23 protein-coding genes are annotated in these 24,366 nt (G+C 46.1%); 10 read left to right on the top strand and 13 right to left on the bottom strand.

Annotated features, from left to right (window positions below; genetic code table 11):
- Positions 1–46: 46 nt before the first annotated feature.
- Positions 47–1,378: a sodium:proton antiporter NhaD gene (gene nhaD / locus AXF12_RS11385; protein WP_066431368.1), complete on the bottom strand. Its 1,332-nt coding sequence runs from the start codon at positions 1,376–1,378 to the stop codon at positions 47–49.
- A gap of 478 nt (positions 1,379–1,856) precedes the next feature.
- On the opposite strand from nhaD, the gene AXF12_RS11380 reads away from it, so the two are divergent.
- The 6 genes from AXF12_RS11380 to AXF12_RS11355 all read left to right on the top strand — a co-directional run bounded on the left by AXF12_RS11380 (position 1,857) and on the right by AXF12_RS11355 (position 7,561).
- Positions 1,857–3,284: a Gfo/Idh/MocA family protein gene (locus tag AXF12_RS11380; protein WP_066431364.1), complete on the top strand. Its 1,428-nt coding sequence runs from the start codon at positions 1,857–1,859 to the stop codon at positions 3,282–3,284.
- Between the two features lie 224 nt (positions 3,285–3,508).
- Positions 3,509–3,745: a Sec-independent protein translocase subunit TatA/TatB gene (locus AXF12_RS11375; protein ID WP_066431363.1), complete on the top strand. Its 237-nt coding sequence runs from the start codon at positions 3,509–3,511 to the stop codon at positions 3,743–3,745.
- A gap of 44 nt (positions 3,746–3,789) precedes the next feature.
- The gene (mutY, locus tag AXF12_RS11370; RefSeq protein ID WP_066431360.1) at positions 3,790–4,833 is read left to right on the top strand and encodes an A/G-specific adenine glycosylase; all 1,044 of its coding nucleotides are present in this window, start codon (positions 3,790–3,792) and stop codon (positions 4,831–4,833) included.
- Positions 4,834–4,875: 42 nt separating this feature from the next.
- Positions 4,876–5,283, top strand: coding sequence for a single-stranded DNA-binding protein (locus tag AXF12_RS11365; RefSeq protein WP_066431357.1), 408 nt, complete (start codon positions 4,876–4,878; stop codon positions 5,281–5,283).
- A 25-nt stretch (positions 5,284–5,308) separates the two neighbouring features.
- Positions 5,309–6,643 (top strand): gliding motility-associated protein GldE, encoded by a 1,335-nt coding sequence (gene gldE, locus AXF12_RS11360; RefSeq protein ID WP_066431355.1) that lies wholly within the window; start codon positions 5,309–5,311, stop codon positions 6,641–6,643.
- 3 nt (positions 6,644–6,646) lie between these two features.
- Positions 6,647–7,561 carry a glutaminase gene (locus AXF12_RS11355; RefSeq protein WP_066431352.1) on the top strand — a complete coding sequence of 305 codons (915 nt, stop codon included), beginning with the start codon at positions 6,647–6,649 and terminating at the stop codon, positions 7,559–7,561.
- On the opposite strand, the gene AXF12_RS11350 is transcribed toward AXF12_RS11355, so the two are convergent.
- Together AXF12_RS11350 and AXF12_RS11345 are read right to left on the bottom strand one after the other, a co-directional pair.
- The gene (locus AXF12_RS11350; RefSeq protein ID WP_066431350.1) at positions 7,558–7,887 is read right to left on the bottom strand and encodes a MerR family transcriptional regulator; all 330 of its coding nucleotides are present in this window, start codon (positions 7,885–7,887) and stop codon (positions 7,558–7,560) included. The two genes, AXF12_RS11355 and AXF12_RS11350, sit on opposite strands and share 4 nt — an antisense overlap.
- Positions 7,888–7,902: 15 nt before the next feature.
- Positions 7,903–8,880, bottom strand: coding sequence for a M23 family metallopeptidase (locus tag AXF12_RS11345; RefSeq protein ID WP_066431348.1), 978 nt, complete (start codon positions 8,878–8,880; stop codon positions 7,903–7,905).
- Between the two features lie 79 nt (positions 8,881–8,959).
- On the opposite strand from AXF12_RS11345, the gene AXF12_RS11340 reads away from it, so the two are divergent.
- Entirely contained in the window at positions 8,960–9,247 is a 288-nt protein-coding gene (locus tag AXF12_RS11340) for a Sec-independent protein translocase subunit TatA/TatB (RefSeq protein WP_066431346.1), read from the top strand.
- Positions 9,248–9,249: 2 nt separating this feature from the next.
- Here the strand turns inward: AXF12_RS11340 and AXF12_RS11335 are convergent, their stop codons facing one another.
- The 3 genes from AXF12_RS11335 to AXF12_RS11325 are packed head-to-tail and all read right to left on the bottom strand — an operon-like array spanning position 9,250 to position 11,168.
- A complete protein-coding gene (locus AXF12_RS11335; RefSeq protein WP_197697148.1) occupies positions 9,250–10,230 on the bottom strand; it encodes a LuxE/PaaK family acyltransferase in 981 nt (326 codons plus the stop codon).
- A gap of 18 nt (positions 10,231–10,248) precedes the next feature.
- Positions 10,249–10,755, bottom strand: a complete 507-nt coding sequence (locus AXF12_RS11330; RefSeq protein WP_066431344.1) for a DnaJ domain-containing protein — start codon at positions 10,753–10,755, stop codon at positions 10,249–10,251.
- 5 nt (positions 10,756–10,760) lie between these two features.
- Positions 10,761–11,168, bottom strand: a complete 408-nt coding sequence (locus AXF12_RS11325) for a hypothetical protein (protein WP_231909896.1) — start codon at positions 11,166–11,168, stop codon at positions 10,761–10,763.
- 321 nt (positions 11,169–11,489) lie between these two features.
- Here AXF12_RS11325 and AXF12_RS11320 point away from each other — a divergent pair, with 321 nt between their 5' ends.
- Positions 11,490–11,969 (top strand): Dps family protein, encoded by a 480-nt coding sequence (locus AXF12_RS11320; RefSeq protein WP_066431342.1) that lies wholly within the window; start codon positions 11,490–11,492, stop codon positions 11,967–11,969.
- Positions 11,970–12,042: 73 nt separating this feature from the next.
- Here AXF12_RS11320 and AXF12_RS11315 read toward each other — a convergent pair whose 3' ends face one another.
- The 5 genes from AXF12_RS11315 to AXF12_RS11295 form a co-directional block, all read right to left on the bottom strand.
- Positions 12,043–13,542: a DUF6850 family outer membrane beta-barrel protein gene (locus tag AXF12_RS11315; protein WP_143325054.1), complete on the bottom strand. Its 1,500-nt coding sequence runs from the start codon at positions 13,540–13,542 to the stop codon at positions 12,043–12,045.
- Positions 13,543–13,549: 7 nt separating this feature from the next.
- Complete coding sequence (locus AXF12_RS11310; protein WP_066431336.1) at positions 13,550–14,758, bottom strand: DUF4876 domain-containing protein; 1,209 nt, start codon at positions 14,756–14,758, stop codon at positions 13,550–13,552.
- An 857-nt stretch (positions 14,759–15,615) separates the two neighbouring features.
- Positions 15,616–16,236, bottom strand: a complete 621-nt coding sequence (locus AXF12_RS12600; RefSeq protein WP_231909897.1) for a DUF4876 domain-containing protein — start codon at positions 16,234–16,236, stop codon at positions 15,616–15,618.
- Between the two features lie 108 nt (positions 16,237–16,344).
- Positions 16,345–16,824, bottom strand: coding sequence for a hypothetical protein (locus AXF12_RS12595; RefSeq protein ID WP_231909898.1), 480 nt, complete (start codon positions 16,822–16,824; stop codon positions 16,345–16,347).
- Between the two features lie 12 nt (positions 16,825–16,836).
- Positions 16,837–19,578, bottom strand: a complete 2,742-nt coding sequence (locus tag AXF12_RS11295) for a TonB-dependent receptor (protein ID WP_066431329.1) — start codon at positions 19,576–19,578, stop codon at positions 16,837–16,839.
- A 307-nt stretch (positions 19,579–19,885) separates the two neighbouring features.
- Here AXF12_RS11295 and AXF12_RS11290 point away from each other — a divergent pair, with 307 nt between their 5' ends.
- Both AXF12_RS11290 and AXF12_RS11285 read left to right on the top strand, forming a co-directional pair.
- Positions 19,886–20,116 (top strand): HmuY family protein, encoded by a 231-nt coding sequence (locus AXF12_RS11290; RefSeq protein WP_231909899.1) that lies wholly within the window; start codon positions 19,886–19,888, stop codon positions 20,114–20,116.
- Between the two features lie 230 nt (positions 20,117–20,346).
- A complete protein-coding gene (locus AXF12_RS11285) occupies positions 20,347–21,975 on the top strand; it encodes an acyl-CoA carboxylase subunit beta (protein ID WP_066431326.1) in 1,629 nt (542 codons plus the stop codon).
- Between the two features lie 90 nt (positions 21,976–22,065).
- On the opposite strand, the gene AXF12_RS11280 is transcribed toward AXF12_RS11285, so the two are convergent.
- Both AXF12_RS11280 and AXF12_RS11275 read right to left on the bottom strand, forming a co-directional pair.
- Positions 22,066–23,952 carry a DUF6493 family protein gene (locus tag AXF12_RS11280; protein WP_066431323.1) on the bottom strand — a complete coding sequence of 629 codons (1,887 nt, stop codon included), beginning with the start codon at positions 23,950–23,952 and terminating at the stop codon, positions 22,066–22,068.
- 66 nt (positions 23,953–24,018) lie between these two features.
- A complete protein-coding gene (locus tag AXF12_RS11275; RefSeq protein ID WP_066431320.1) occupies positions 24,019–24,261 on the bottom strand; it encodes a hypothetical protein in 243 nt (80 codons plus the stop codon).
- Positions 24,262–24,366 lie beyond the last annotated feature (105 nt).

Raw genomic sequence — 24,366 nt, 5'->3', positions numbered from 1 at the left:
TCGTAAATATGAATATGAAAGTTCTAAATGATAAACAGCACCTGCACTAACCAAATAAATGCATTGATTCTACGCCTACCAATGCCAAATACCCGAGCACAAAGCCCAAGAGTGCCATCCACAAGATGTTCTTAGCATACCAAAAGAAGCTGATTTTCTCCATACCCATCGCAGCAACGCCCGCAGCCGAGCCGATGATGAGTAAACTGCCTCCCGTACCTGCTGCATAAGCGATTTCGTGCCATATCGGTGCATTTAAGCCCTCTTGGAACATACCAATACTCGCTGCCACAAGGGGCACGTTGTCAATCACCGCTGAGGCACATCCGAGCAGCAGCACCACAACGTTCTCACTTGGGATAGTGTCCTTCAGCGTGCCCGCAAAGTTAAACAGCGCTCCGATACTTTCCAGCGAAGCCACTGCCAGCAAAATCCCTAAGAAGAAAAGGATACTTGAGAACTCAATCCTCGACAGAGCTCTATGGGTAGAGAAATTGACGCTGTGTTCCTCGTCTAACTCCCTTATAGGTTTTAGTTTCTCAGAGATAAACCACATCGAAGCCAACGCAAAGAGCATTCCCATATACGGAGGCAGATGCACTACCGACTTGAATATAGGCACGCAGATGATCGCCAGAAAACCGATGAGTAGTACAGGCATACTGCTTCTAAAAGTCTTATTTTCTTCGCCTTCCTTCTCTTCAATATTTCCTCTAAAAGCAGGTAAAAACGACGCGATAATCAAAGGCACGAACAAACATACCACTGATGGGATAAATACATATTCTACGAGCTTGCCTGCGCTTACTTTGTTAGCCATCCACAGCATTGTAGTGGTTACGTCCCCTATTGGCGACCACGCTCCGCCTGCATTGGCAGCAATCACAATCAGTGAGGCATACCAAAAACGTTCACTTTGCACAGGGATAAGCTTGCGCACAATCGTAATCAGGATAATAGTGGTGGTAAGGTTATCAATCAGTGCAGAGAGGAAGAAAGCAATAATCCCGATGATCCATAGCAGCTTTACTTTCTGCTTTGTTTTAATCAAGTGCTTGATAATCTCAAAGCCACGGTGCATATCGATGATCTCCACAATGGTCATCGCCCCTATCAAGAAGAAAAGTATCTCGGCGATCTTCCCCAAATGGTGCAATAGCAAGTTGTCAATAGCCTCGTGGTTGCCCTCAGGCGTGGTACTGATAGCCTCCAAGCCGCCTGCACCCACCTCAAAGACGGTCAGGTTCGCCACCTTCAAGATCGTCCAGCACACTACCGCCATCCCTAAGGCTGAGATAGTTTTATCAATATTCGTTTGATGTTCAATAGTAATGAAAAGATACCCAATAAAAAAGATAACTACAATCCAAAGTTCCATATCCCAAACTGTTTAAAATGATTAATGCCGCAAAGATAAAGCTACTTTTCGAAACTCACAAATAATTTAAAAGAAAAATCCTGACGAATTTGTAAGCGTTTTGAATTCAATGGGTATTACTGTTTTGCCGCAATCTCTTCCCGAAAGGAAAATTTCCTAATAGGAGGGTAAAACCGTCTTACAGTAGCCTCACCACCTCCTTAATCGAAGGAATATCGGATAGAGAACGGATCTCAGAGGGTTTTTCTCTCCTAACGATAAACGAAAAATAAACTGTTATTTCGCTATGCTATAGATAATAAGGTAGAAATGCTTGCTTCACTTGATAAAGCCTGTCTGTATTTATATTCAATTCGCATCTCTTTGATTTGCAGTCAAAAAAAATAATTAAGAAAAAATAGAAATATTTTTATGTTGCGTCAATTTGAGAAAAGTTGTACCTTTGCCGAGCAAATTAACCAATGAAATAGGTGTAATTATGATAAAAAGAATCTTCCAAATGGTGCTGGGGGCTACCTTGTGCTTGAACTTTACAGCTTGTGACTCTTCCAAGCAAAACCCAGTGAAAATCGCTGGCAGCAAGGCTTACGAGCCTATCAAGGTGGAAACGCCAGCACGCCCTAAAGGGCAAACAGACGTACTTAACTTACAAACCGCTAAGATCGACACAGTGCGTGTAGGCTTTATCGGGCTGGGAATGCGCGGACCGAGTGCCGTTGAGCGCTTTATGCACATACCGGGGGCAAAGGTGATTGCTTTATGTGATGTTGAGCCTGACAGGGTAGATAAAGCCCAAGCAATTATTGAAAAAGCGGGTAAACCTCTGGCAGCGAAGTACAGTGGTTCGCAGGACGCTTGGAAAGCTCTCTGTGACCGCGACGATATCGACCTTGTCTACATCGTTTCCGACTGGAAAAACCACGTGCCAATGGCGCTTTACGCAATGCAAAAAGGCAAGCACGTAGCCATCGAAGTGCCTGCTGCTCTTACTTTGGATGAGATCTGGTCGCTGATTGATATGTCAGAAAAAACGCGCCTGCACTGTATGATGCTCGAAAATTGCGTGTACGACTTCTTTGAGCTTACTACGCTCAATATGGCACAGCAGGGCGTCTTTGGTGAAATCGTTCACGCTGAAGGAGCTTACATTCACAACCTCGACGAGTTTTGGAAAGAGTATTGGCACAACTGGCGCTTGGATTACAATGCTAAAAACCGCGGCGATGTCTACCCAACACACGGTATAGGACCTGTGTGTCAGGCGCTCAACATTCACCGAGGCGATAAGATGAACTATTTAGTCTCTATCGACACTAAGCCTTTCCGTGGTCCTGAGGTGTGGGAAAAAGTAACAGGCAAAAAAGCTACCGACTTTAAAAACGCCGATCACACCACCACTCTTATCCGTACTGAAAAGGGTAAGACGATCGAAATTCAGCACGATGTGCTTACACCTCGTCCGTACTCGCGTATGTATCAGCTTACAGGTACTAAGGGTTTTGCTAATAAATACCCCGTTGAAGGCTACCTGATTGAGTCGGAAAACGCTCAATCAATAGGGGTGCCTAACCACGAAAATCTTTCAGCGCATAGCTTTGTGCCTGAGCAGGTGAAGCAAGCCTTGATGGAAAAATACAAACACCGCATCCATCGCGAACTTGAAGAGCAAGCTAAGAAAGTCGGTGGGCACGGCGGGATGGACTTTGTGATGGACTATCGCCTGATCTATTGCTTGCGCAATGGGCTGCCTTTGGATATGGATGTATACGATATGGCGGAATGGTGCTGTATTGCCCCGCTGTCAAAAATATCACTTGAAAATGGTAGTGCCCCTGTGGAAATACCTGATTTTACCCGAGGTGCTTGGAATAAAACTAAAAAATACGAGCACGCTTTTGCAAAGTAAATTTATTCTTTTGACGTAATAAAAATCGCCATCCCGAGCAATATATCAGTTTGCTCGGGATGTGTGTTTTTATAACCCCTTGAGAGAGTAACCTCTGGCAGATTATATATATTCTCTTAATTGTTAGATAAGTACGTATTTTACAAAAAGAAATTTCAGAAGAACTGTCTCTGTGTGAAAATAAATTCGTATCTTTGCAGCGTAAAATTTAACAAACGAAAAAAATGAATTTATTGAGTATATTTTTAGGAGTGATGGGCCCTGGGCAGATAGCAATCATTGTGATATTAGTGCTTTTGCTTTTTGGCGGTAAAAAAATCCCTGAACTGATGCGCGGTTTAGGCACAGGCATTAAAGAGTTTAAGGATGCAACTAAGGGTGAGGATAGCAGTGCTAAGCAACAACCTACTAATAGCGCTCCGACAACTCCTTCTATTGAAAAGAAAGAAGAGCAAAATTAGCTATAGCTTAAACACTAAAGGCTATAAGCTAAACAATCAACGCTTTGGATTTTAACACATTTAGCTCTCGACTGATCAAGTGGTACGCCTCTGCCAAGCGCGATTTGCCGTGGCGTGAGGTGCCTACCCCTTATAAAGTTTGGCTCTCAGAGGTGATCTTGCAGCAAACGCGCGTAGTGCAAGGATTGCCTTATTATCTTCGCTTTATAGAGCAATTCCCCACAGTTACTGATTTAGCGGCTGCCAGTGAGGAGCAAGTGCTAAAACTATGGCAAGGCTTAGGCTACTATTCGCGTGCAAAGAATCTACACCACACCGCTAAGGTAATAGCCTCTGAATATGGCGGCGTATTTCCTCTCACTTATAAAGAACTTATCAAACTCAAAGGAATTGGCGACTATACAGCAAGTGCCATAGCTTCAATATGCTATGAGGAGCCTTGTGCCGTAGTTGATGGCAATGTATATCGAGTGCTCTCGCGGGTGTTTGGCATTGAAACGCCTATCAACAGCAGTGAGGGGGTGGCGCAGTTCAAAGCTTTAGCTACTGAGCTCTTGCCATCGGAAAACATTGGCACTTACAACCAAGCGATTATGGAGTTTGGTGCTATACAATGCACACCACAATCACCCGACTGCAAAAGTTGTATCTTTAAGGATCACTGTGCGGCTTATCACAGTGGCAAGGTCGCAGAATTACCTGTTAAACTCAAAAAACTCAAAATTAAAAATCGCTATTTTAATTACTTGGTATGGGTGGATACTTCAGGCAAGACACTCTTACAGAGGCGTGTGTCTAAGGATATTTGGCAAGGTCTGTATGAATTCCCACTGATCGAAACCTCACACCTCGCGGCAGAAAAAGAGTTGCTTCAACTGTTGAAAGAATCAAATATACCTTTTGAAGGTCTCATACTTTACAACGAAACTCCCGTAATTCACAAATTGACACACCAACATATCCATACGCAGTTTTGGATAGTAAGACCCTTAAAACCAATTGATAATGCGATTCTTATATCTGAGTTGCACACTTATCCCGTGTCAGCTCTGACAGCAAATTTTATCAAAAAGTTTTGGGAGTTATAAAATTATTCGTACCTTTGTAGTGTTTTTAAAGTATATTACAAGATGAATGGAACTGTAAATAAAGTCGTTTTGATAGGTCGTATGGGTGATGATATCAAGTTAACTTACTTTGATAAAGGAAGTTGCGTAGGGCAATTCCGCTTAGCTACTAATGAGGAATACACCAGTCGTACTACTGGCGAGAAGGTAGTCAATACTGAGTGGCACAATATTGTTGTGCACAACAAGTTGGCTGAGGTGATTGAGAAATATACCCTAAAAGGTGATTTAATTTACCTCGAAGGGCGATTGAAAACGCGCCAGTGGCAAGGTGACGATGGTATCACGCGTTATATGACTGAAGTGCACGTGAGTGATATAAACTTATTGCCTAATAAGCGTGAAGGACAGCCCACAACAACTCCTCCCACAGAAGAGGTCCCTAAAGTAGACGATGGGCTCCCCTTCTAAGATTGTTTAACGAATTTGTTTGATTTTGGATACAGACCCTTTACCGTTATTTGCCCTATTCGCAGTAAATACGTTTGATGTGGGCTTGATTGTGCAGTTCGGAGTGTTTTTTGTACTGCTGCTCTGCTCTGCGCTTATCTCTGGAGCTGAAGTGGCACTGTTCTCGCTTACGCCTGCTGAAATAGCAACCCTTAAAGAGCAAAAAGCCCCTACCGCCGACCTTCTTGATAAGTTGGTGAGCAACCCCAAGAAGCTCTTAGCGACGGTGCTCATCGCCAACAATTTAGTGAATATCACCATCGTGCTTATCTCGCCTACCTTGGCGGCTTTCTTGTTCGCGGGAATCAAGAGTCCATTGCTGCTCGACATATTGAACATTGGGGTAGTAACCTTTATGATATTGCTCTGCGGTGAGATACTCCCAAAGATTTATGCCAATCGCAACAACATCGCTTTCTCTCAGAAGATAGCGTATTTTATCTACTTCTTGGACACCCTCTTCACTCCGATAAGCATCCCAATGAAGAACTTCACTGTGTGGATACAAAAGCGCTTGCGCCAGCAGCGTAGCAATATATCAGTGGGGCAACTCTCACAAGCCTTAGAACTTACTTCTGAGGAAGATACTACCAATGAAGAGAAGAAAATCTTAGAAGGCATCGTCTCATTCGGCAGCACCGAGACACGCCAGATAATGGTGCCTCGTATTGACATCTTTGCCTTGAATGAGGAAATGAGTTTTGCCGAAGTGCTTGAGGCTGTCGTTAAGATAGGCTATTCGCGTATCCCTGTCTACCACGAGAATATTGACAACATCACGGGCGTTATCTATATCAAGGATTTGCTCCCTCATTTGGATAAGACTGACTTTGACTGGGTGGCAGTCAAACGCAAGGCATTCTTCGTGCCCGAGAATAAGAAGCTCGACGACCTGCTCAGCGAGTTCCAAGAGAAGAAGATACATTTGGCTGTGGTAGTAGATGAATACGGAGGCACATCGGGGATTATCACCTTAGAGGATATCATCGAGGAGATTGTGGGCAGCATCAACGACGAGTTCGATGACGAGGATATCACCTACTCAAAGATTGACGATCACACTTTTATCTTCGAAGGCAAAACTGTGCTCAAGGATTTCTATCGCATCTTGCAATTTACTGATGAAGAAGAGCACCTTTTTGATGAAGCACGCGGTGAGGCTGAAACTTTAGCAGGATTTCTATTAGAAGTATCAGGGAATTTCCCGCAGAAAGGTAAGCCAATAACCTTCGGTGGCTATAAGTTTATCGTGGAAGCCTTTGATAAGAAGCGCATTAAGCAAGTAAAGATCATTCGATTAGCAACTACTGAGCCTCAGTAGCCTATGGACTATCAAAATATCATAGAAGAAGTGTATTACTATGTGCTCGAGGAGGAGAACGTAGGGGCAAAACCTACTTATATCCCTGAGCTGGCACAGGTAGATGAGCATAAGTTTGGGGTGTATTTCTACAGCCTGAACAAGCGACGTTTTGGCATCGGGGATTATCAAGAGCGATTTTCCATACAGAGCATTGCTAAGGTACTCTCCACTACCCTTGCGTATAGCATTTTGGGTGATAGGCTCTGGGAGCGCGTGTCGGTGGAGCCCTCGGGAACCTCATTTAACTCGTTAGTGCAATTAGAGTCCGACAATGGGATCCCTCGCAATCCGCTGATTAATAGCGGTGCCATCGTAGTTTGTGATATTCTGCTCTCCACTTTAGAGAATGCTGAGGAAGATTTCATAGAGTTCGTCCGCGATTTAGCCAACGACCACAGCATCGATTACTCGCAAAGAGTGGCTCAATCCGAAAAATCCGTAGGCTATCGCAATTTTGCCCTCTGTTACTACATCAAATCACTCGGGAATATCGTCAACGACCCTATTAAGGTGCTCGATTTCTATTTCAAGCTCTGCTCTGTAGAGCTTAGCTGCGAACAACTCGCTTACGTCTTCTCATTCTTAGCCAATGATGGCATCCGCTTGCACGATCGCGAGCCGGTGCTGACCGACACCTTCACCAAGCGCATCAATGCCATTATGCAGACCTGCGGTTTCTATGACGAATCCGGAGAGTTCGCCTTTAAGGTCGGACTTCCTGGTAAAAGCGGCGTAGGCGGCGGCATTGTAGCCATAATGCCCAACCAATACAGCATTGCTGTGTGGAGCCCGAAACTCAATGCCAAAGGAAACTCGTACAGAGGTATGAAATTCTTAGAGGCTTTCACTCAGCAGACACGTACCTCTATCTTCTAAAGCGCATCCTTCAAGGAGAGGAGTTGCTGCTTCACCGCTTCTAATTTTGTAATCATCTCAAGGGTAGAAAGTGCTTGGTGCTTGTCCTCTTTTAGCTTCTGACGCGCCCCTTCGAGAGTGAACCCCTGCTCTTTAACCAAATGATAGATACGTTGCAGCAATCGCACGTCGTCTGGGGTAAACTTTCGCGTGCCCCGCTCGTCCTTCTGCGGCTTTAATATCTTGAACTCCTTTTCCCAGAAGCGGACGAGCGACGCATTCACCCCGAAGGCCTTGGCAACCTCGTTGGTGGTGTAATAAAGCTTATTCGGCAGGGTTATTTCCATAAATATAAGCAGATTTTAGTCAAGCGACTGGTTTTCTTCGGTAGATACGCGCAGCATTTCAGCGTATTCATCCGGTGTAAGGTTGCCGTAGTAGAAATGTATAGGATTGATGTGCTCCCCGTTCTTCATTACCTCGTAATGCAGGTGAGGTGCCTCGGAGCGACCCGTACTCCCCACGCGCCCAATCAAATCGCCGCGTTTTACGTGCTGCCCCGGGCGAACGTTGTATGCCGAGAGGTGTCCGTAGAGGGTAACGTAGCCGTAGCCGTGGTCAATACGCACGTGGTTGCCATATCCCGCCGAAGCATTGTCCGCGCGTGTTACTACGCCATCACCAGTGGCGTAGACGAAGGTGCCTTGTGGCGATGTGAAATCCATACCGTAGTGGAACTTCCTGGCTTTGGTGAAGGGATCTGTACGCCAGCCGTAGCCCGAAGCCATATGTTTGAGATCCTTATTATCAACGGGCTGTATCGCGGGTATCGAGGAGAGAAATTTTTCCTTCGCTTTGGAGAGCTTAGTGATCTCGTCGAGCGATTTCGACTGTGCGACTAACTGATGCTGCAGCGTGTCGAGGCGTTTGATAGTGTTGATGACAATCTCCGAGCTGTCGTAGTTCTTCAAATCATTGTAGCGCGAGGCATCACTGCTCACCTTCTTGCGCTCCTCATCGGTGAGCGGCGCCGCATTGAAGTAAACGCGATACATATTATTGTCGCGCTCCTGCACATTGGCAAGAACCTCCTCCACCAAGTCCATTTTCTTGTTCAACACCTCAAAGTTGGTCTCCAAGAACTTAATCTCGCGGTTGAGTACTACCTCGCGAGGCGTGAGAAGGAAGTTGCTGTTCATCATAATGAAGACTGCAAGCGTTCCGAAGAGTGCCGCTGCCAGAAGGAAGACAAGCACGTTGCGCACCTTAGTGCGCTTACGGCTTACTATGCGCTTGTACGACAACGTCTCGGGATCGTAATAATACTTTATCTTTTTCATCGCGACAAAGGTACAAAATTTTTTAGATATAATAATCTATTTCTGTAAAAAATTGTACTTTTGCAAATATTTTACAATAATGGGTATATCAGAAATTATCTTCATATTATTTATGGTTTTGGTCCTTTTTGGGGCGGATAAGCTGCCAGAAGTAGCTCGAGGCTTAGGTAAAGCAATGCGGCAAGTACGTGAGGCTACTAATGAGATCAAAACGGAACTCACTAAGACTACAGAGCAAGGCGGTGTGAACACTTCTATCATTGAGGATGCACAGCAGGAGATCAATAAGATAAAGGATGAGGTGGCTAATGCTACTTCAGTGGATTTGAAACAGGACAGTGGGGTAGAGGGTACGGTGAAGCGTTAGACTCAGAATACCATTAGGTTGCAGCCACGTATATCAGCATTATCAAATCTGCCGAGTATTTCGAAAGTACCATCGGGATAGCTTTTCCCCAGATCTTGCGTAGCGATGAAGCTGCACGAATAGAGGTTGGCTAAGTCGATGACGTTTACACCGCCTGTTTTTCCGTGAGGTAGAAGGTTTAGTGCATCGTTGGTGTCGCGGATTAGGATTTTCATCCAAGGAACGGGTGTAAAGATACCCTTGCCAACGGAATAGGCTTGTGAGAAGAGTTCGGTCATCCCATATTCGGAATGAATATGTGCTACGCCAAAACCTCTACGCAATGTGCGGTGTAATTCTTCTCGAACGAGCTCTTTGCGGCGTCCTTTCATACCACCTGTTTCCATTACCGTAGTGAAAGAGAGTAAAAATTGGTAGCGTTCTACTAAATCAAGTAGTGCAAAAGATACGCCTATGAGAAAGACTTTCTGCTCGTGGCGGTCGAGCTGGTTCATTAGGTCAGCTAAGGTGTTTAGCTCGTTGAGATAGAAGCCACTAAGTGGTTTGTTAGAGGCTTTTATGAGGTCGCTGACCATTGTGATGAGTGAGGAGCCGCTACGCTCTAAATAGGAGGGCAGAAGGGCTAAGATGACGTAGTCAGCGGGGTTGCCATAAAATAGCTCGAAGCCTTTGTGAAAGCTCTGCTCATAAAGGGATAAGTCTTTTACGTAATGCTTGGAAGTTTGTGATCCTGTGGTACCGCTGCTTGTAAAGATAGCTTCTTCGGGGGTATTGCCGCAGTATATCTTCTTCGTTTTAAAGAATTCAATAGGTAGGAAAGGAATGTGCTCAATGGAGAGGACATTCGTAGGGTTTTTACCTAAGAAGTTGCAGAAGTCGCGATAAACGGGGTTGTGTGTGTATTGGTAGGCAAATACAGCAAGGGCAGCCTGCTTGAAATCACCCTCTGATTGGATGTTGAATATATCGTTAATCAACTGCATTATAACAGTGAGGCTATGCTACTTCAACAGTCCAAAATAAGGATTGAGGAGCAGGAAGTTGAGCACAATGATTGCCACAGCTATTGCGACTTTCACCCACGATACGACTTTTTTCTTAGGAGATGCTAAGAGGGCGTCGTACTGCTTGCGCACTTGTAGGGTTTTGTCTTTTTTCTCTAAATAAATGTCTACCAGCGAGGGTAGGTCTGCAGCGGAGTAAGAAGAGGGGGTTGTATCTCTCTCTGTTTTGTTTTCAGGTCTGGCAGTTCTATTTTGTTTAGTGCCTTTTCTTTTCTTGGAGCTTTTCTGGAACTCAGCCCATTGTGCGTCGTATTCTTGCTTCTTTACAGGGTCGGTGAATACGGCGTAGGCCTCTTGAAGGCTTTTGAACTTCTCAGAAAAGAAAGCGTCGCCCTGATGCTTATCAGGGTGGAAAGCCTTAGCGAGTTTTTTATAGGCGTCTTTGATTTCGTCGAGAGAGGCTGTTTGGTGAACGCCTAATATTTCATAATAATCTTTTAGCATTATCTTTATTTTTTTGCCATCGGGTTATTGTTTTTCTCCCAACCGATGAGTTTACCGTTTTGGAATGTGAATATAAGGGCGTCATAGTGCCAACGCTCGGTTGAGGAGCTTTTGAAAGCAGCACTTTGCACCTCGTTGGGTATGCCCACAGCCATTTTTACTAAATAGTCGGACATTCCCTCTTTGAATTGATTTTTTTCAATCAAGTGCAGAGTGGGATCGCCATAAGTACTCTTAATGAGTCCGTGGATGATATCCTTAGTTTTTTGCTCGTCAACTACAGCATCTTCCCATTTTTTACGCATCTCTTCAATGGCTTTTTCGCGCTTTAAGTTTGTACGAGCTTGCGTAGCAAATACATAAATCACATAAGCCACGCATAAGCCGAATATGGAATAATAAACTATTTGCATTATGTTTCACTTCTTACTGAGCGCGCAAAAATACTATATTTTTCGCGAATGTCAAAATTTATTTTAATTTTATTGTGCTAAAAATCGGGAATAAACTTTGTAAAATGCTTGTTTTCATTATATTACATCTGTTTTTGACAGCAGTGGTGATTTGTCATTTTTTCATCTATTTGTGCTATCGATCCGTTGTGTGTTCGTCTGGAGTCCGTTCGGATATCAATTAATATTATATTAAAATGTAAAATATCTATCTATGGCGTATTGCTATTATGCGGAAATGTCGTATCTTTGCGCTGTAAAATATTAAAAATAATAAGAATCATGAGTTTAAACAGCTTAGGGCTTGATAAAGCCAAATTAGGAAAAGAAATTGAGGCGCTTAACGTATTGTTGGCTAACTATCAGACGTATTATCAGAACTTGCGCGGGGTGCATTGGAACATCAAAGGGAAACGTTTCTTTGAGCTTCACGTAAAGTTTGAGGATCTCTACACAGCTGCTCAAGAGCAAGTTGACGAGATTGCTGAACGTATCCTTACACTCGGTGGGGTGCCTTATCATACGTTTGCGAGCTATGTGAAACACGCTACGGTGCCAGTAGGCGAAAACGTTTTTGACGATGATAAAACCGTGCGCTTGGTTATCGATAGCATTAGTGAATTGCTACGTGTGGAGCGACCTCTCCTTGACTTATCAGATGAGTTGAATGACGAGGGGACAAACACCCTGATTAGCGATTTAGTGGTTGAGCAAGAGAAGAATGTCTGGATGCTCAAATCATATCTTAATGAGGCAATTTAATTGCATTAATACTATTGTCATTCATGAAATCCTTCTTATTCTTCGGAGTAAGGAGGATTTTCTTTTTACTGCCTTAGAAGTGAATGCCTATGCTGAGGCTATGCAGGTAATTTACGCGCTTTGGGAAAAGGGCTATCGCACTGCCTACACGGGTGAAAAGGCTGAGATTGTCGTGCAGACGGTGGTTGTACTCAATGCCCAGCGTGAGGCGGTGCTCATCCGAGGAGAGGTACTGCGCATTATCGGCGAGCATTTGTGAGAGACTTCTCTGGCTGTCGTTCCGCAATAGATATTCTTTACTGAGCGTTCGGCGGCTTAGCCAATCGAGAGTGTAACAGAGATAATGCTTTCTCTGGAAGGCTTGTGTATAGCTCAGATGAAGTCCTGCAGCAAGGTAGCTAAAATGCTCAAAGCTTTCAATGAGTGTATAATCCTCACGGTGGGTTTGATAGCTCACGTACGGACTGATGAGCAACTGCGACTCTCCTTCGCTGATGAAAATAAGGCTCAGGCGATAGTCGGCAGTCTTTAAAGTGTAATTTTTGTGGGTAGAAAGTACTTCAGCTCCGTTGCTATTGCGGGCGGAGAGGAGCGGCTCTATTCCTGCTTTTTGTCTATTGGAGTAGCTGAGCTTCAGCCCATAAGCGTACGATTTTTTATGGAAGAGTTTTGTGATCTCAGCATTCCATTGGCTATTTACAAGTGTGGAGGCGACGACATTGTTTTCGTCGGGGATATATTTTTCCACTTGGAGACGCTCGTAATCCACAGCGAGATACCAGTTGCCACGCTGATTGACGACCTGCGCCCCTGCGCCATAGCCGTAACCGTCGTAGATGCCTCGCAGATGATTTCCTTTCAGTAAATTATTGTAGTAGCCCAAGCCATTGAGATGGTATACAGAGGGTTGCCCTGTTTCGCTGAAGAACTTAATGTCGTTGGATTGTGTGTATTTCTCGAAACTTCCGTGCAGGGCGAGCGTGAGATGGTAGAAATCCCTCAGCGCACCTCCCGCTTTGATGCGAAGGTCTGAACTGATGTTTTTCGGACGTGGATCCCTATTGCGGCTTGCCAGTTTGGCAGCGTAATTGAGCGCTGCCCCCCAGCCGAACCTTTTATAATGCTTCAGATAGCCGCCCGCAAAAGCGTAGCGCTCCGTTTGCATATCTCCACCGATAGAATCCGCAGTGAAATACGGATATATCAGCGTGCGATCGATCGATTCGTTCCAGCGAAGATCTTTTTCCTTTTGATTTTGATAACTGGCACTTCCCCAGAGCCTTTTCCCATTCTTATATTCTAAGAACGACTCCGCCCGCACGCCAAATCCTTCGGTGCCACTGGGAAACTGCTTTGCGTATGCCTCGTTTTCGCTTTTGCCATAGTGCGCCTCAACGGTGGAGAACGAATCACTGCCCCAACTGCTCATCAGCGAAGGATTTTTGGTGATGCTGCGCACAAAATTGCGTATGCCGTACTCATTTTTTAAATTTCGATAAAGCGTATCGGGCACCTGACCCCAGAGGGAGGCGCTCATCACTATAAATAAAGGTGTAAGAAAATATGCTCTCATCGTCGTACTATTTTATCAGTGAGGCTTGCACTCTCGGGATGAAATCCACGGTGGAGTTATTCGTGTCTTGATAGTATATCTTGCCTGCCTCGCTATTTGATACCTTGCGGCGCACTGCCATCCCATAACGCCCGTTGTCGCCTTGATGCTCGGAGCTGTACGTCCATCCGCTGTCGAGCGCTTCAGAGGTGAGCAGCCACTGAAACTCCTCTTTCGGAGCGAGATTTACCGCATCGACAATCCACTGATTAGGAATTTTGTAGTTTTCTTGTGGGATATCAAAGTCCATCCCTGTTTCTCTGTAAGTGTAATTGTATTTGTACTCAGCGAGATATTGGCTGGCAGTCATTCCTTTGGGCAGACGTGCGATGGCAAACGATTTATTGCCTTGATTGCTAAGCACCAGCTCTCCGAGAATATTATTCAGGTTAGGCACTTGTGGATTGTCGGGATCCTCGTCGTCATCCGACTTTTTTATTTCAAAATTCGCCTGCCGCAGGTCGATTGAGTTCTTGTTATATTCCCTGTGGTCGATCGCGTCAGTTGCAATGATGATGGACGTATAGGGCAGCACGGGATAGTCCTTTCCGCTGCCAGGGATTTGCTGCACCGCATCCACATTAAAAGCCTCAGCGATGATGTTAGGGCTATGCTGCACTTTGGCATTCGTTTCAAAAAAAGATTGTAAGATCAGCAGTCCGTCGGCATACAATATCTCATCAGTATTGTTGTACAGCTTTATGTAACTATCCCCGATATACTGTTTTCCTTCGGGTGTACGCGTTCCAGAGATAAATATCTCTTCGAGGATTAGATCCTGAGCGGTTTGTTTAAGCATCAATTGCAGCGATTTGTGGGTCGAAGGCTCCGTGAGGTCAATCTTTTCCGAAAATGCCGATACGCTGCCTGTCAGCTTCTCATTGCCACGCTGATACGTTAGTCTGCCCTCTACCGACACCTCGTAACTTCCTGCGGCAAGGGGAATGCTTAGCGTGAGGCTCTGTAAATCGGTGTATTTTTTGGTAATCACGCCGCCCGTATTGAGTTCTTTAAGGCGGATGGTAAGCTCATTATACGAGAGTATTTTTTCACCTTCGAGGGCGATAAGCGTAAGGTTGAGAAGGCGCTCGCCATCGTTTGTATTCTCGTCTTTCCTGCAAGAGACTATTGATAATGCAGCGATGATAATGATAATGAGTTTTGAAAGTATCCTCATTTAAATTATTTTTAAGTGTTTATTTTTTAAAACAAAAATTATTGAGCTGTGAATTTTTATCCTGAGAAAAATTTCTTTCTTGCTCAGCTTGAGCAAGTGTAAAAAACTTTTGAAACTAACCGTCCGACCTCTCGGATCGTCAAAAAAAATCTGAAACTCATCGTCCGACACCTCGGATTGACTAAAAAAGTTCAGAAACTAACCGTCCGAGTACTCGGATTGATTAAAAAACTTCTGAAACTAACCGTCCGATCTATCGGATTGTCTAAAATTGTTCAGAAAGTAATTTGCGTGGCTCACGCAAGCCAAAAAAACTTCAGAAAGTGATTTGCGCAAGCTGCGCAAGTCAAAAAAAGTTCAGAAAGTGATTTGCGCAAGCTGCGCAAGTGCAAAAAACTTCTGAAACTAACCGTCGCATACATTTGCAATCCTAAAAAACTTTTTTTAATTGCCGTCCCACGTCTGTACAAGTGCAAAAAAGTTCAGAAAGTGATCAGCTCACAGCTGTACAAGCCTAAAAAACTTTTTTTAGTTGCCGTCCCACGTCGGGATAAGAAAAAAAAACTTCAGAAAATAGCTTTCCCACATCGGGGCAAGCCAAAAAAACTTTCAAAAATGATTTTCCACGTCGGGGAAAGCGTAAAAAAGTTTAGAAAGTAATTTTCCCACATCGGGGCAAGCTATAAAAAATAGTTTTTGAGCTTGTAAATACCCTAAAATAGGCTCTCGGAGTGCTATTTTAGGGTAAATACAACCTCTTTTTGTATACAGAAGTGCGCTTTCAGGTAGTTTTCAATGAAAAAAATAGTAAATGACTTTGTTTTGTAATCTGCCACAACTGTATACCGAGTGCAGCATTATTTAAACATTGTAGGCGGCGCAGTGATTACAAAGTCGTCGGTGGAATTGTTTGTATCTTGGAAGATAGGTTTCCCGCCGTTCTCTGACAGCACTTTTCTACGAACAGATTTTCCATAGCGGTTCTTGTCGTTCCTGTTTAAACCTGAATAGCTCCATCCGCTATCAAGTGAAGGATCGGTTACAATGCGTTTAAAATCATCCTTCGAACACAGATTTACCGCATCGACGATCCATTCATTAGGTATCTTCATCGCATCGCGTGTTTTTATCCCTGCGACAGTTTTGTAGCTATACTCGTACTTATAATCTTTAAGGAATGTTTCAGAGGTCATCCCCTTCGGCAGACGAGCAATTACATAGCTTCGATAGCCTCTGTTGTGGAATATAAGTTTTTCGTATAAAACAATGGTGTTGGTCACCTGAGGATTATCAACATCCTTCATATTCGGATAGAAGTTCTCGAAATTTGCCTTTGATAAGTCTACAGAATTAGAGTTTTTCTCTTTGTGATTAATGCCTTGTTCAGCAATAATGATGTATTCACCAGGTTTTACAGGATATTTTGTTCCATCACCAGGGATTTGAACAATCCCCTCGGTAGTAAACGCTTCTTTCATTATGTCGGGGGTGTACACATCGGTATCACTTGTCAAGAATCGTGAGTCGGCAAATAGCAACCCATCGGCATAAAGTGTTTTTTCAGTGTTGTTGTATAACTTGATATATTAATCGCCAATGTATTGTTTGTTTTCAGGCGTCAAGGTACCGTTATAGAAAATTTCTTCTATGATGAAATCCTTCCCGAACAATTTTAATGAAAGGTCAACCTGTTGCGTTATAGCGGCAGTATTTAAATCTACTTTATTGATGAACGCACTAAAATCACCCTCCTTTTCTTCGTTGTTGAACTTGTACTGGGCTTTTGCATCCACCTTTACTTCATAACTTCCGTGGGGAATAGCAAAGTTAAACATCTTTGCGTTGGTATTTTCGTAGGTCTTTACCGTTGTCTTGGCAGTATTCAGCTCGGTGAAAGTAAAGGTGATGGTTTTATACTTAGCGATTTCCATCTTTTCAGGCGCCTTTATCTCCAGCGAGAGGGTGCCTTTGCCGTTGTCAGAAGGGTCGGAGTTGTCGTCCTTCTTACAACCCACAGCGATTGCTAGCAGCGCAATCATCACAATGATGTATTTCAAGTTTTTCATTTGAAAATATAGTTAAAAATTAATATTCATCTCCATACCGAAATAAGGATCAACCACGCCTTTGCGGTTTACCCATAAGCCGTTGCTCTGATAACTTTCGGCATAATTAAAAAGATTGTTCACGTACATCGACGCGGTGAAGTAGTGGTAAAACTGCTTCGAAATCTTTAAATGCAAGTGCATTGACATCGGCACTCGCAGCGACGTCCCGCGGGAGGTGGGATAGGTGAGAAATTGCAATAGATAATCATTGCGCTCGCTCTCCGTGTAAGGATGTCGCACCCCATCTTCACTGATGTAGTGCGTCGGCACCCCGCTCACAGGCGGATTTTGGTCTAAGGTGTACCACACAAGGTCGCAACGCAGCGAGGTGATAAGCCCGAGTGCTTCGAGATACGTGTCAGCAGTAAAACTACTCTGAAAACGTTCGCGGTCATAGCGTTCCACCTCGGGATAAACGCCCAGATGGTAGTAAGTGCGGTTGTTAATGGTCATTGTGCTGGCAAATCGCAGCGCAGCTTGCGAGTTGTAGTAGCGCGTACGCAGCCACGCTCCGCTGAGGGTCATCCGCGTATGCAGCAAGGGCAAACGCTTGCCTGCATACTGAAATTCCACCCCTTGCTTGTCTGTCGCCGAGCCGTTGCTCTCCAAACTCCGCAGCACCAATTGATTTTTTTCCTCGAAGGGCAATTGCTCCACGCGTGGCGCCTCGGTGAGGTTGTTGCTGTCGATGCCCGAGGTGTCGTATTTCTTGTAGGAAACCTTGTGGTAATCGCTCATCTTGCGGAATCCGTTGTCCATCTTCTCGTTGAAGTAAGTCACATACAGCGAATGCCCGCCGTAGCTCAGCCCCAGCCGAGCCTCACGCTTTACATTCACCGCCGACTCCAGCGCGGGGTTTGTCTGCGAGAAAATATAAGTGCGGTAGTGCACCCGCCGATAATCTTTGTTGTTGTGGTAATAGTTGAGCTGCTCGATGTCGTCGTAAATATCCTGTGGGTATAACATTTCCTGTGTCGGCAGCTTGCTATGCTTGCCCCATCCCGCCGAGAGGCTCCCCTCGAGCGTTTTTCCACTGCTGAATTTTGCCAAAGGCAAGCGCAGCATAGCGTTCACCCGCGGATCGAGGTACACGCGCCCGCGCATCTTATAGTTCGCAGGCAAACCCAACAGACTGCTACCTTGCAAGCCTGCCCTCAGCGTTATTTTTACTGATCCTAACTCCTTGCTCAGCTCGTCCTGCACGTAGAAAGCAGCGTTTTGCATCGCTGGCACTGCGCTGAAGGCTCGAGGGCGTATGTTCATATCCTCCGATGGCGGATGTGCGATGTCGTACACCTGTCCGCGCCCGCGATTCTTAGCGTAAGTGTACGTAGCCCCTAAGAGCAACTCGCTCTTCAGCCCAAAAACCTCAAACTCCGACGTGCTGGAGAGGTCTGTGAATACGTCCAAAGGCTTGCCGTCAATCAATAAGTGCGACACGTAGTTAGGATCCATATAAACACCGTAGTATTCGCCCTCCTGCCAATTAGTTGCAATGGCTTTTGCCGACTTGACGCTCACGAACTTATCTTGCGTAATCTGGTCAAACGACTGCGAGAGGCTCGCCTGAACGTTTACCTCCTTAAACCATTTCTCGGAGAGTTGCGTGCCAAAAGCCGAAGCGATTCTTATATTGCTGAATGACGAATGGTAAGCGTCGCCGCGCACGCTATTGTCAGGGTCGAGCTTCTCCTCATCAAAAGTGCCCGTATAATCCAAGCTGAGCGATAGCGCGGAACGCCTCTCCGCCCCGAATTTCTTCTCGCTGCGCAGCGAGGCAGTGTAGCGCTTGTAGTTTTCAAAGCTGTTCCGCGGATCGATCTTGGCGTTGAGGTAATCAAAACTCGTGTTGAGCGTCAAGGCTTTATCTTTAAACTCAAAACCTTTCCCGAGGTAAAACAGCTTGCTGAAACCATCGGCTTTAATACGTCCGCTGAGCTTCGTCGCCCCTTTCTTACGGGTTATTTGCACCAATCCACTACTCAGATCGCCGTACTTCACCGACGGAATCCCACGGACTACCTCCACCTTCTCAATCTCATCAGTAGCAATGGCGCGCATATCCACGCCGCTACGGGTTGTGTTGCGCTTTCCATCTACGCTACTCGACTGCGGGGTTACTAGCATATCGTAGCCCACCGTCTCCTGCATATTGGCGTTTGTATTCAGCGGCACGCCATCCACTCTGAAGCCCACACCCATTGCCCCCGTACTGTACTGACTGCTGCTGATGCCCGCCTCCCTTAATGTAAGCGTGTTGGCGCGGTTCAGCACAGGGGATGACACGCTCCGCCCAGGTAAGAGGCTCACCAAGTCAGTGAAGCTCGACGGCTGCAAATGCTGCATTGCCTTACGGTCGATAACCGAAGTCGAGGTCGGTGCCGCCACCTCTCTGGCAGTAACCACCACTTCCTGCAACTGCTCAGCACTGGGGCGCACGCGCAGGGCAATAAGCGTATCCCTTGCAATAGTAACGCTCTTGTGAATGGCTTCAAAGCCCACGTGCGAAGTGCTCAAAGTGTACTTCCCTGCAGCCACACTCAGCGAGGCAAGCCCGTTGCTATCCGTGGCGGCTGCTTTCTGCCCTAAGAATATAGCCAACTCCTGCACAGGACGCCCAAGGGTGTCCCGCACCTGAAAGTCTACCCTTATCTGTGCGAAAGTCAGCTGGATAGCACACGTATAGACCATAAGCAAGAGCGTTCGCTTCATTGTGCTTTTTAAGTTCCTTTTTAAATCGGCGGCAAAGATACAAAAATAAACTATCAAAGTAAAATAATTCTAAATAAAAATACGTATCAAACCCTAAAACTACCCTCTTTGCACCAAAATCACCCACAGAAAAATTTTCTTTCGGACTCATCTCGAACACTGCTCGAACACATCTCGAACACATCCCGAACACATCTCCTACCTTTTTAGGCTCGTCTAAAATCTAACAAAGGGTATATTTGCAGTCAATAATACTACGTATATATATGTTTACAGAAAAACACATTTTACTATTATCCCTTGGAATTTGACTTTCTGTGGCAATAAGTTCCGCACCAAAGCCAACCTGCTGCTCAACGAGGCTTTGCTTTTTTCAGGTCCCCCGCCGAGCTATGTGCCATCCTTCCACACTTACCTCATTCGCACTGCCGATGGGGCGCACTACTTCAAGCTGCAAATCGTCAGTTGGTACGATGAGCATATTGAAATCGGCGATACAGGCGGCAAGATTAGCTTTTATGTGGAGGAGGTTAAATAATGAGCAGAGAGTAGAGAGTAATGAGAGGGTAAATGTTTGATTTTTTGTAACTTTTGCAGTTACCGATAAAGAGGCGGGCAACGCTGTTCGCCAGGTTAGGGTATGCCCTTTGTATGCCCTCTCAATGCTCTCTGAAATCATTGCAGCAGATTGATGAGGAATGTTTATTGCGCTCTACTCATTGCTCATTACTCATTAATTTGTATCTTTGCGCCCTATTTACGTAAACGATGGACATTCAATTCAATACCAATGAAGATCACAATAAGTTAGCCCTCGCGGAGCTGCGCAAGCGGCTAAAGCGCGTATATCTCGGTGGCGGGGCTAAGAACCTTGAAAAGCTGCATGCGGCGGGGAAACTCTCTGCCCGTGAACGCATTGACTATCTGCTCGATAAGGGAGCACGGCGGATAGAAATCGGTGCCTTTGCGGGTGAGGGTATGTACCCAGAACACGGCGGCTGTCCCTCAGCGGGGGTAGTGGTGGTGATGGGCTATGTAGCAGGCGTGCAGTGCATCGTAGTGGCGAATGACGCTACTGTAAAGGCTGGAGCGTGGTTCCCCATTACCGCTAAGAAGAACCTGCGGGCGCAGGAAATCGCTATGGAGAACCGCCTGCCAATCATCTACTTGGTGGATAGTGCGGGGGTGTACCTGCCGTTGCAAGACGAGATATTCCCTGATAAAGAGCACTTTGGGCGTATCTTCCGCAACAACGCTCAGATGAGTGCGTTGGGTATCACCCAAATCGCGGTGGTGATGGGCAGTTGTGTAGCGGGAGGGGCTTACCTGCCCATTATGAGCGATGAGGCGATGATAGTGGATAAGACGGGCTCTATATTCCTTGCGGGTAGCTACTTGGTCAGGGCGGCTATCGGTGAGGATATCGACAATGAAACCCTTGGTGGGGCGACTACTCACTGCGAAATCAGTGGGGTTACCGATTATAAGGCACTCGATGATAAGGATGCTTTGGATAGGGTAAGGCGTACGATGGGCAAGCTCGGGGACTATCAGCGGGCGGGCTTTAATCGGGCTGCGGCTGTGCCTCCTGCGAAAGACCCTAAGGAGATTTATGGGATACTGCCAACCTCTCGCTCTGAGCCGTATGATATGAAGGAATTGATACTGCGTTTAGTTGATAACTCTGAGTATGACGAGTACAAGGTGGGCTATGGGCAGACGCTCATCACAGGCTATGCACGGATCGATGGTTGGGCGGTAGGCATTGTCGCCAACCAGCGCAAGGTGGTGAAAACCAAAAAAGGCGAGATGCAGTTCGGCGGGGTGATTTACTCCGACAGTGCCGACAAGGCAACGCGCTTTATTGCCAACTGCAATCAAAAGCGAATACCGCTGGTCTTTTTGCAGGACGTTACGGGCTTTATGGTAGGCTCGAAGTCCGAGCACGGCGGCATCATCAAGGACGGGGCGAAGCTCGTGAATGCTGTGGCGAACTCCGTAGTGCCGAAGTTCACCATAGTGGTGGGCAACTCGTACGGGGCAGGCAATTATGCGATGTGTGGCAAGGCGTACGACCCGCGCCTCATTGCCTCGTGGCCCTCGGGGAACATCGCTGTGATGGGCGGAGCGCAAGCCGCTAAGGTGCTCTTGCAGATAGAGACCGCCACGCTGAAAAAGCGCGGTGAGGAGCTTACTCCCGAGCGCGAGGCAGCACTCTTTGAGGAGATTAAAGCGAAGTATGACGAGCAGATATCTCCCTATTACGCCGCTGCCCGCCTCTGGACGGATGCCGTTATCGATCCGTTGGAGACCCGTCTTTGGATCAGTATGGGGATTGAGGCTGCCGACCACGCACCAATTGAAAGGGCGTTTAACCTCGGGATAATACAAGTTTAATGTATAATTTATAGTGTATAATGCCCAGCAATTCATTTACTGATTGCTGGGCATTACTATTTATGTGCACTATACATTATTCATTGTGCATTATAAACTGAGCATTAGTTTGTGATTGCTTGGCTTATCTCTCTCATCTACATACTTCTTATAATTTTGGACTACCGCTTGTGTAAAGGCTTTTACTTCTGCGTAGGGCAGCGGTCTGTCGGTGAACTCTAAAAAACGCTTTACGGGGGCGTATTTGCTTGCTAAGAGTCGCCTTGTGCAGTCGGCGAGGTAGGTAGTGTCTACGCCCGCTCCCAATGCCCAGAGTAGGTAGTCGGTTGCCATATCGCGCAGCGGCTGCTTTTCGCCTATGAGGCAGGTAGCCACAAATAGCCAGCCGCCACTCTTTACGGGCAATTGCCATTGCAGAAGGAGCTGCACCACTCGGGTAGCAGCGTGCAAGGGTTCTGCGCGCTCGCCAACGCCTATCGGCAATATGTAGCGCAGCACTAAGCGGTCGATCGCATTGGGTTGCAAACTCAGCTGGTAGGCGATATTCTCTCCCATAGTCTGCGCGCCCCAATGCTTTTTAAATTGCAGCTGATACCGCTCGTAGTAATCAACGGTTGCTTTTTTTACTTCATACTTAGGATATACCTCCGCTTCTTTTGCGCCTATACATCGCGCTTGGGCTACCGTTACGTCTTCTGCTAAGGGACTCACCCCTGCTGCTTTATACGCTTGCAAACGCTCTTCTAATACTGCTGGATCGATGTAAAAAGGCTGTTGCGTAGGGGTAGAGAGGAATCCTAACGTATTATGACTTGCCTGCCGCGTTAATACCTCTTCTGCTTTATCTCTTAAGAAACTGAAATTATCGTGCTCCTCCTTGGGGTAGTAGTGGGAATACTTGTCCTTGTATACCTCTCCTGTGAGCACTTTATAGAGCGACCCGTAGTATTGATAGTATATTCCAAATCGCTCTTTAAGCTGCTGCACATAGGGCGCGATCTGCTCCGCATAGTTAGCAGGCAGCGCATCTTGCAGGCTTACAAACGCCTCGAAAATAGCGTCTAACTGTGCGGTCGTACCCTCACGCAGCGAGTCGCCTATGGCAAATAGCAGTTCGTCCCACGTGGCGATAGTTTTTAGCGGTTCGGGTGTGCGGGTAGGGTATACCTCTGAGAGGTTGCCCTTTGCGCTGCTGTCCTCTTCGGGGGTTACGCCCGCCTCGGCTAAGTACGCCGCTACTTTCTCCTTCAAGTACACCCGATAGGGCAATACCACAGCATCTACCACCGCTTTGCTGTAATAAGTCGTGAGCAACTGCGCCACCCGCTGCTGTACCTTTTCATCGCTAATAGTGAAGAACACCCCCAATCGCTCCGTGCCCTCTGTGCCCTCCTTTGTACCCTCCTGTTTTATGAGTTGTTCTACAATCTCCAAGCCTATGAGTATCGACTTGCCAATGCGCGGTGTATTGGCACATAAGAAGAAGTTATCGTGAAATGCCTGCGCATCAAACGCCTTTTCTTGGGCTATCTTCCGCAGCTGTGGCAAGGCAAAGTTGATGAGACTCGAGTTGCCTAAGCTCAGCAGGGCAAGCATACGCTCCTGATTGCACAACAATAGTGCGTTAGAGGGATGCAACACTTCTATAAGCCGACAGAGGAGGTCGAGCACGGGCTTCTTGCGTGGGGCGAGCAATGCCTCAAAGGCAGCGGTTACAAACGCCTCCACAGGCAGTATGCCCTTCTCTTGCAGTTGCTTAAAGAAATTGATATGTAGCTGGTTGTCAAACGTCAGGCTTTCCATATAAAGAGGCAATACGCTGAGTACCTTCTCGGCGAGCTCGGGTTGCTTTGCTAAGAGAGCTACTAAGCTCACACCCTGCTCTTCTTGGAAACCCCAAATACTGTTGTAAAGTCTCTGTGCAAAGGGTCCCTCATCAAAGGTGAGATCGCCCGCCTCCCATAACGCCACTAACATCGCAAAGGAGAACGAAAGAGGCGATTTCTTTAAGGTGAGCGCAATCCCCTCTCTGAGGTAAGAACCCTACTCGGTGTGCAGCAGTGCTAAGAAAGGCGTGGTGTACTCGCTGCATAGAAAGTACAAGTCCTTATTGCGCTCATAGCTCAGCTCCATTTTGCCTTCTACTTTCAATAGCGATTTCAGGTCGCTGCACACGCACATTGCCGCATAGCTGATAGCGAGGTAACGCTCAAAGCGCAACGCAAAATCCTCGTTTATTCCCAAGTATTGCTCCATAGCAGCCTTTAAGTCATCTAACTGTTGCATAAGTATATTTTGGGGGGCAAAGATACGGAAATATGCTTAATGATGTAATGGTTTTTAAGTGTAAAATAATCACTAAGCAAAATTATTGCTTGTGAATGATGTTTT

It is taken from the genome of Capnocytophaga haemolytica (assembly GCF_001553545.1).
In the GTDB taxonomy this organism is placed as follows: Bacteria; Bacteroidota; Bacteroidia; order Flavobacteriales; family Flavobacteriaceae; genus Capnocytophaga; species Capnocytophaga haemolytica.
The sequence above is the reverse complement of the archived record's forward strand: the minus strand, read 5'-3'. Positions and strand labels throughout refer to the sequence as shown.

Coding starts and splice junctions, on each gene's coding strand:
- nhaD (WP_066431368.1), bottom strand. CDS start 1,378: ATGGAACTTTGGATTGTAGTTATCTTTTTTATTGGGTATCTTTTCATT.
- AXF12_RS11380 (WP_066431364.1), top strand. CDS start 1,857: ATGATAAAAAGAATCTTCCAAATGGTGCTGGGGGCTACCTTGTGCTTG.
- AXF12_RS11375 (WP_066431363.1), top strand. CDS start 3,509: ATGAATTTATTGAGTATATTTTTAGGAGTGATGGGCCCTGGGCAGATA.
- AXF12_RS11365 (WP_066431357.1), top strand. CDS start 4,876: ATGAATGGAACTGTAAATAAAGTCGTTTTGATAGGTCGTATGGGTGAT.
- AXF12_RS11355 (WP_066431352.1), top strand. CDS start 6,647: ATGGACTATCAAAATATCATAGAAGAAGTGTATTACTATGTGCTCGAG.
- AXF12_RS11350 (WP_066431350.1), bottom strand. CDS start 7,887: ATGGAAATAACCCTGCCGAATAAGCTTTATTACACCACCAACGAGGTT.
- AXF12_RS11345 (WP_066431348.1), bottom strand. CDS start 8,880: ATGAAAAAGATAAAGTATTATTACGATCCCGAGACGTTGTCGTACAAG.
- AXF12_RS11340 (WP_066431346.1), top strand. CDS start 8,960: ATGGGTATATCAGAAATTATCTTCATATTATTTATGGTTTTGGTCCTT.
- AXF12_RS11335 (WP_197697148.1), bottom strand. CDS start 10,230: ATGCAGTTGATTAACGATATATTCAACATCCAATCAGAGGGTGATTTC.
- AXF12_RS11330 (WP_066431344.1), bottom strand. CDS start 10,755: ATGCTAAAAGATTATTATGAAATATTAGGCGTTCACCAAACAGCCTCT.
- AXF12_RS11325 (WP_231909896.1), bottom strand. CDS start 11,168: ATGCAAATAGTTTATTATTCCATATTCGGCTTATGCGTGGCTTATGTG.
- AXF12_RS11320 (WP_066431342.1), top strand. CDS start 11,490: ATGAGTTTAAACAGCTTAGGGCTTGATAAAGCCAAATTAGGAAAAGAA.
- AXF12_RS11315 (WP_143325054.1), bottom strand. CDS start 13,542: ATGAGAGCATATTTTCTTACACCTTTATTTATAGTGATGAGCGCCTCC.
- AXF12_RS11310 (WP_066431336.1), bottom strand. CDS start 14,758: ATGAGGATACTTTCAAAACTCATTATCATTATCATCGCTGCATTATCA.
- AXF12_RS12600 (WP_231909897.1), bottom strand. CDS start 16,236: ATGAAAGAAGCGTTTACTACCGAGGGGATTGTTCAAATCCCTGGTGAT.
- AXF12_RS12595 (WP_231909898.1), bottom strand. CDS start 16,824: ATGAAAAACTTGAAATACATCATTGTGATGATTGCGCTGCTAGCAATC.
- AXF12_RS11295 (WP_066431329.1), bottom strand. CDS start 19,578: ATGAAGCGAACGCTCTTGCTTATGGTCTATACGTGTGCTATCCAGCTG.
- AXF12_RS11285 (WP_066431326.1), top strand. CDS start 20,347: ATGGACATTCAATTCAATACCAATGAAGATCACAATAAGTTAGCCCTC.
- AXF12_RS11280 (WP_066431323.1), bottom strand. CDS start 23,952: ATGTTAGTGGCGTTATGGGAGGCGGGCGATCTCACCTTTGATGAGGGA.
- AXF12_RS11275 (WP_066431320.1), bottom strand. CDS start 24,261: ATGCAACAGTTAGATGACTTAAAGGCTGCTATGGAGCAATACTTGGGA.